We start from the raw sequence: 6,467 nt of genomic DNA on the forward strand, positions 1-6,467 counted from the left end.
AGAACCCCTCAGCAAGGTTCATCGTTCCAGGTCAGGAAGGCACTTTCGCGTTTTCCGACCCAGCCAGCCGTACGCAAATGAAACGGCGAGGCTAGGCGGGGCCCAGACGCTGATCGCCCTCCCCGAGGCACTGCACGTCGTCGAAGGCTCCGTATCCGACGTGCCTGCCGAGCAGCCTGCAGCGCAACGCTTCGGAGCGGGGCCCGCCCAGATCCAAGCAGCCGCTTCTGCTGCCAACGCCCCGAACTCGGCGCCGGTCACCAGCAGCCAGCCGCCCGTCGCGCCGGTGGTCGAGGACGCCGACCGGTCGGAAGACGGACGCGCCATCGTCGGTGCCCCGCAGCCGTGCGTCCTGTGCGGGAAGCCGACGCCCTATCGCGCCGGCGGCACACCCCAGCACATCGCGGGGGCATGCCTCACAACCTCGGGCCCCGCCCCGGTCGAGAAGGCTCACGACGCGCCGCAGGAGCCTGCGTCCGCCAACGGGCCGGCCACGGCCCCGATTCGACGACGCTCCGCTACGCAGAAGGGAGCCGGGAGGACCGAAGACGCTCTCGCGGCGGAGGTACTCGGCAAAGTCGAGGAGGTCCTCGAAAAGCACGCGGGAGATCTCGAGGCGGCGGGCAAGGAACTTATCAAGAAGGCCATCCCCGATGTGATGGCGTTCTTCCACAAGAGCCGGATCGGTGGCCGGTACGAGCACAGCGACTTCCCGCCCACCACCGACATCCTCAAGAAGAGGAAACAAAAGGGGGCCGACCAGATCTGGGAAGGCCGACCGAAGTGGCGCAACACCGCCCTCTTCAAGGCCGCCAGAACCGGACAGATCGAGCTGCAGCCGGTCACGGCCCTCGACATGAACGCCGCCTACTCTCCGCGCTGAAGACCCACCTGCCGATCGGCAAGCTGGTTCACGCAACCGACGGCCAGCACGACCGCAAACGCTCCGGCGTCCACCTCATCGACCGCACCACGTGGGACCACACCGACCTCCCCGACCCGCTCGGCGCCCGCCAGGAACCCGGCCCGTTCTGGATCACCGAACCCACCCTCCGTCTCCTCCAGCGCTGCGCCTCCCTCGACCTGTGCGACACCCCCGTCATCCACGAGTCCTGGACCTCCGGCTGCACCGAAGCCCTCCTGGAGAAACTGCGCCGCGGCCTGGCGGCCGCGCGGGAGCACGCCATCGCAGGCGGTGACGAGCTGGCGACCGAGTACATCAAGATGATGTACTCCAAATTCGTCTCCACCATCGGTGAGTCCACCTCCAACACCGAAATGCGCCGCCCGGACTGGATGCACATCATCCGCTCCCAGGCCTTCGCCAACCTCTGGCTGAAAGCCCACAAGGCACATACGGCCGGGCTGACCGTGGTGGAGATGAAGGGTACCGACGAACTTCACCTCATCGGCGACTGGCAGAGCCTGTGGAATGAAGGCCGCGGCCTCGCCGAGGTGAAAGCCAAGCACACCTACAGCCTTGGGGGAGTCAAGTGAGCGGCGGCGCCACCGACCTGTGGAACAACTTCGGACACTTCGGCGCGGCCGGAATGCCCGGCGCCGAAGCCCTCGTGCTGGAAATCAACCGCATCGTCTACACTCACGGCATCAAATCCCCCATCACCACCAGACGCGGCATCAAAGCCCGGCTGAACTACCTCGATTCACCGTCCGGCCGCGCTGAACTGCGCACTCAGGGGTTTGCCGACCGCACCATCAAGAACTGGATGCGCGGCAAGACCACCCCCCGCACCAAGGACGTCCTCGACCGACTGGACAACGCCTACTGGACCCGACGCCGCGAGAATCTGGTCCGCTCCGGCCGGCTCAAACGCTTCCTCACCAACGAAGGCCGCGGCCGCCGCGTGGAGATCTACCCCGTCGACCAGACCGATGTCACGCCCGGCCGCGTACGGGTCATCGAGCAGCGCACCCTCCAAGTCCGCTACGGCTGGGACGACATCGTCGACGCCTGGGCCGCACGCGACCTCGACGAACTCGACGCCATCTGGGAAGACACCATCAACGAAATCGGTTCCGAACTCGCCGCCTACGCATACGTCTCCGCCATCGGCATCGGCGTCTGATACCCGCCGGGAAGAGGCACGAGCGCGAACCGAGGGCGCGTCACCTCTGCTCGCCGTCAAAGTACGCGGCCTGGTCGGGTTCGTCGTGCAGTGATCGCAGGTTGCACGAGTAGGTGGACGCCGCCGCACCGATCGGTTTGGGGGAGCCTCTTCCCGAGGACCTGGCTCGAGGTGGAACGAGCTGTCGCCTACTGGGGCGGCGGATCGGAGGTGTGCCGCTGCGGGGGCCGCGTTGCTTGCAGTGCAACGATCGAGGCGGTGTTCGACCTCCTCAAAGGCCGGCTCAGCCTGGAAGAACCTGGCGGCCAATCCCCCGCGGGAGTCTTCGCCCGCCCCCGCCGACGACTCCTCGCCCCTGGCAGCCGCCGTCTGACACAACTGGACCACCGACGCCAAGATCAAACGACCTCTGATCGCCTACGGCCACTGAGAACATCGGACCCATTGATCCCAAGGGGCCATCTGCCCACCGAGGAGAGCGATGCCAGGTCAGCTCACGGGCAAGGCCGTACCACCGCCACCTGGCCCACGGCCCCGGAACGCGGTCGACCGGTACTTCAGGATCACCGTCCGCGGCTCCACCTTCGGACGCGAGGTACGCGGCGGCTTCGCCACGTTCTTCACCATGGCGTACATCCTGGTGCTCAATCCGATCGTCCTCGGTAACGCCAAGGACAAGTTCGGCGCACAGTTGTCCGGGCCCCAGCTCGTCACCTCCACCGCCCTGGTGGCCGCGGTGATGACCGCGATCATGGGGTTGGGCGGCAATCTGCCGCTCGCCCTCGCCGCCGGACTCGGCCTCAACTCCGTCGTCGCCCTCCAGGTCGCCCCGCTGATGAGCTGGCCGCAGGCCATGGGCCTGGTCGTCATTGAAGGTCTGCTGATCTCCGTCCTGGTCATCATCGGTCTGCGCGAGGCGATCATGCAGGCCATCCCACAGTCCCTCAAACAGGCCATCAGCGTCGGTATCGGCCTCTTCATCGCCTTCAGCGGGTTCATCGGCGCCGGCTTCGCCACCCGCATCCCAGGCGAGACCGGCACCGTCCCCGTCCAGCTCGGTGCGGCCGGTCAGCTGACCGGCTGGCCGGTTCTGGTGTTCTGCCTGGGCGTAGTGCTCACCGTCGCGCTCATGGCCCGCAGGGTGAGGGGCGCGATCCTGCTCAGCATCGTTGCCACGACTTTCCTCGCGATCCTCATCAACCAGATCGCCGATATCAAGCCGACCGCGTGGGGCCTGACCGCCCCGGCGGTCCCCAAGCACATCTTCGCGGCTCCCGACTTCGGACTGGTCGGCGCGTTCAGCCTCTCCGGCGGGTTCGAGCAGATGGGTGTGATCACGATCGTCCTGCTGGTGTTCACGCTCATCCTCAGCGACTTCTTCGCCAGCATGGGCGCCGTCGTCGGCGTCTCCGCCGAGGCCGGCCTGCTCGACGAGCGGGGCAGGGTCCCGGGCCTCGGCAGGGTCCTGCTGATCGACGGCTTGGCGGCCGCCGCCGGCGGCGCTGCCTCCGCGTCCTCCAACACCTCGTACATCGAATCCGCGGCCGGCGTCGGCGAAGGCGCGCGCACCGGCTTTGCCTCCCTGGTCACCGGAGGGCTCTTCGGCGTCGCTCTTTTCCTCACCCCGCTCGCCACGGTCGTCCCGACCCAGGCGGCGGCCCCGGCCCTGGTCGCGGTGGGCTTCCTGCTGATGTCGCAGGTACGCCACATCGACTGGGAGAGGTACGAGGCCGCGATCCCGGCGTTCCTGACGATCGCGTTGATGCCCTTCACCTACTCGATCACCAACGGCATCGGCGCGGGCGTCCTCGCATATGTCGTCATCAAGACGGTGCTGGGCAAGGCCCGGGAGGTGCACTGGCTGCTGTGGGTGACCGCGGCGCTGTTCGCGGTGTACTTCGCGATCGACCCGGTCGAGCAGCTCCTCGGCGTGAACTGAGCTGCCGACTCGTCACAGTGGGCGGAATCCAAGCGATCAACCGCTGACACATCACCACCCAGCGGCTGCTCATTGGCCAAGGGGAGGTACCGGTTGCGGTCACTGCCTGGTTCACTCTGTGTGGTGAGTTATGAATGCTGAACCTGATTCAGAATCCGGCAGGCGGTTGCGACTCCCTTCTCGGCATTCAGTCGCCGGCTCAGGCGACGCGCCCTGTCGGCATGGTGAATGTCCCTGGTGGTGGCGCGCAGCCTGTCGGTGAGGGCTGAGACCGTGAGGTGCCGGACCGGGAGGGGCTTCGGCCCCACGCCCAGACTGTGTACACGCGCGGCCCAGTAGGGCTGGTCGCCGAAAAAGGGGCAGACCAAGGACGGCACTCCTGCCCGAAGTGCCGCAGCAGTGGTGCCTGCTCCGCCGTGATGAACGACCGCGGCCATACGGGGGAACAGCCAGCCGTGGGGGATGTCTTGGACAACGAGGATGTCGTCATTGCTGGTGCCGGGATCGCCGGTGAGGACGCCGCGGAGTCCGGCACGCCGGAGTGCCGTCCGTACGATGCGGTCGGTTGCCTCGGGGTCCCTGGTACTCATGCTGCCGAAACCGACAAATACAGGCGGGCTCCCGCTCTCGAGGAACGCGAGGATATGCGGTGAGGGTGTCCACTGCGGCTGCTCAAGGAACCAGAAGCCCGTCATGTGGACGTTCGCTCCCCAGTCTGGGGGCCGGGGTACGACAATCGGGCTGAAGGCGCACAGCGTGGGGGCGCGACGGGCGTGGGAGAGGGGACCGAGGGGGGGCATTGGGGGGAGGCCGAGGCTGTCGCGGCGCCAGGTGTTGATGGATTGACGGCATGTCAGCCAAGAGGCCAGGTCCACTGCATCGAAGCTGAGGCGGTTTCCGAACGGCCCCAGGAACCGTGCAGCGGGAATCAGGGGATGTGGGAACGCTCCGGAGGGGTGGCTTGGTTGAAAGTGGATGACTGCGTGTGGGACGCCCAGATACTGGCTCACATGAAGGCCCAGGAAACTGAACATGGGGGCGAGGACGAGATCCGCTCCCTCGGCGCCCGCCTGAAGCTCCGAGAGCATACGGGCGATCAACGGCTCAAGGATTCGGTGGATGCCGCGGATGAATTTGGCCGGGCTGCGTCCACGCGCCAGCAGTTCCTGCCCTTCAGGGGACAAGATGATCTCGGTGGGATCAAGGGAGAGTGGGTGGAACTCCACGCCGGTCTCACTGATCAAGTTGTGATAATGACGGCTGGCGATCACCCGTACGATGTCACCCTGTCGGGCAAGAAGCTGACCCAGTGCCAAACAGGGTTGGACGTCCCCGCGGGTCCCTACGGCAATGATCACTACGGTCCGGCCCATGCTGCCTCTGTTTGTGGGGGGAAGAGCCTTTACTGCACACGGCATGAGTCAAGCCGTACCGAGGATCTCCGCACTGCAGCCCTATGCGCCAGGCGAGGGTCTTGTCGGTCACGGCCGCGGCATGCGGGTCAGCGGTCATTGTGGGCAACGCCAGACGCACTTGTGATGGTGCGAAAGGTCATCGTCCACCTGGTAAGTAATCGTAGATCCAGTGGAACGGGGGCGTCGCATGGGGCGCACAGAGTGTGGTTCTGCCGCCGGCCCAATCTGCGTGAGGCACCGTGACGCCGGGGGCATTCGACACGACGAGAACGGGATTTCCTGCCGTCCCGGTGGCGGAGTAGGAGATCGGAACAGCGTCCCTCGGCGCTTGCCGCGCTGAGCAGGCCGGCGGATCCGCGCAATTCTCCGAAGTTGGGGAGGCAGAAGTCTTCGCCATCTCCACGATGTCCTCGGAGACGAAGGGGAGCTCCAGGAGTGCGCTGGAAGAGCGAGATGACTGCAGCACTTCACCCGCCTCCTGGGCCGGGGAGTGCACCGGAGGCCGTGCTGGGATCGTTGGGCTTCGACGTGGACGTCGCCGGACCTTGCGGATGGGTCAGCGGTTGCGTCCCCTGGCGCCGATCTGGATGGGTTCGTAGCGGGCATTGCGTCGCGTATGAGCGGGTCCCCCTGGCGGTGTGCTGATCGTGGCCAGGTCGGCTGTCGACGCGCCGTCAGCTTGTCGACGTTTCCGAAGTGCGCGTGGATCTTGCGCTGTTCGGGCAATGCCTCCGGGGTGGGGAAGTGCAGCAGTGCGCGGCTGAGTTGGTCGAGTAGGGCTTCGTGGGCCGCGGTGCTACCGCGCTTCGTCTCGCAGGTGTCCTGGTTGCCTTGAGACTGTCGATCGATGGTGAGGGGCTTCGACCGGTGGTGTCGGCTGGTGTTCGCCATGGGGCGGGTCGACCCTCGAGCTGGCGATGGTGATCCAGGGCGTGCGTGTCCTCGGTGCTGCTGTGTCAGGCGGTGGTGGTTGGGGTGGTGACGGCGATTGGTGTGTCGATGTTCGCGTGTCGGCGTCTGCGGTAG

5 protein-coding genes are annotated in these 6,467 nt (G+C 66.4%); 4 read left to right on the forward strand and 1 reads right to left on the reverse strand.

Translation table 11 applies throughout. The features are described from left to right. Positions 1 to 160 precede the first annotated feature (160 nt). From AB0M26_RS31050 to AB0M26_RS31065, 4 genes are all read left to right on the forward strand, one after another. Positions 161 to 883, forward strand: coding sequence for a hypothetical protein (locus tag AB0M26_RS31050; RefSeq protein ID WP_365266218.1), 723 nt, complete (start codon positions 161 to 163; stop codon positions 881 to 883). Then, the gene (locus AB0M26_RS31055) at positions 784 to 1,497 is read left to right on the forward strand and encodes a dihydrolipoamide S-succinyltransferase (RefSeq protein ID WP_365266220.1); all 714 of its coding nucleotides are present in this window, start codon (positions 784 to 786) and stop codon (positions 1,495 to 1,497) included. The genes AB0M26_RS31050 and AB0M26_RS31055 overlap by 100 nt, the downstream gene beginning before the upstream one ends. Continuing rightward, the gene (locus AB0M26_RS31060) at positions 1,494 to 2,087 is read left to right on the forward strand and encodes a hypothetical protein (RefSeq protein WP_365266222.1); all 594 of its coding nucleotides are present in this window, start codon (positions 1,494 to 1,496) and stop codon (positions 2,085 to 2,087) included. Before AB0M26_RS31055 ends, AB0M26_RS31060 begins: the two co-directional genes overlap by 4 nt. A 481-nt stretch (positions 2,088 to 2,568) precedes the next feature. Beyond that, positions 2,569 to 4,026 (forward strand): NCS2 family permease, encoded by a 1,458-nt coding sequence (locus AB0M26_RS31065; protein ID WP_365266224.1) that lies wholly within the window; start codon positions 2,569 to 2,571, stop codon positions 4,024 to 4,026. Between the two features lie 128 nt (positions 4,027 to 4,154). On the opposite strand, the gene AB0M26_RS31070 is transcribed toward AB0M26_RS31065, so the two are convergent. Next, complete coding sequence (locus AB0M26_RS31070) at positions 4,155 to 5,444, reverse strand: glycosyltransferase (RefSeq protein WP_365266227.1); 1,290 nt, start codon at positions 5,442 to 5,444, stop codon at positions 4,155 to 4,157. Between the last annotated feature and the right edge of the window lie 1,023 nt (positions 5,445 to 6,467).

The organism is Streptomyces sp. NPDC051776 (genome assembly GCF_040681345.1).
Taxonomy (GTDB): Bacteria; Actinomycetota; Actinomycetes; order Streptomycetales; family Streptomycetaceae; genus Streptomyces.

Excerpts from the sequence above, each read along its gene's own strand:
- AB0M26_RS31065 (WP_365266224.1), top strand. The coding sequence starts at position 2,569 with ATGCCAGGTCAGCTCACGGGCAAGGCCGTACCACCGCCACCTGGCCCA.
- AB0M26_RS31070 (WP_365266227.1), bottom strand. The coding sequence starts at position 5,444 with ATGCCGTGTGCAGTAAAGGCTCTTCCCCCCACAAACAGAGGCAGCATG.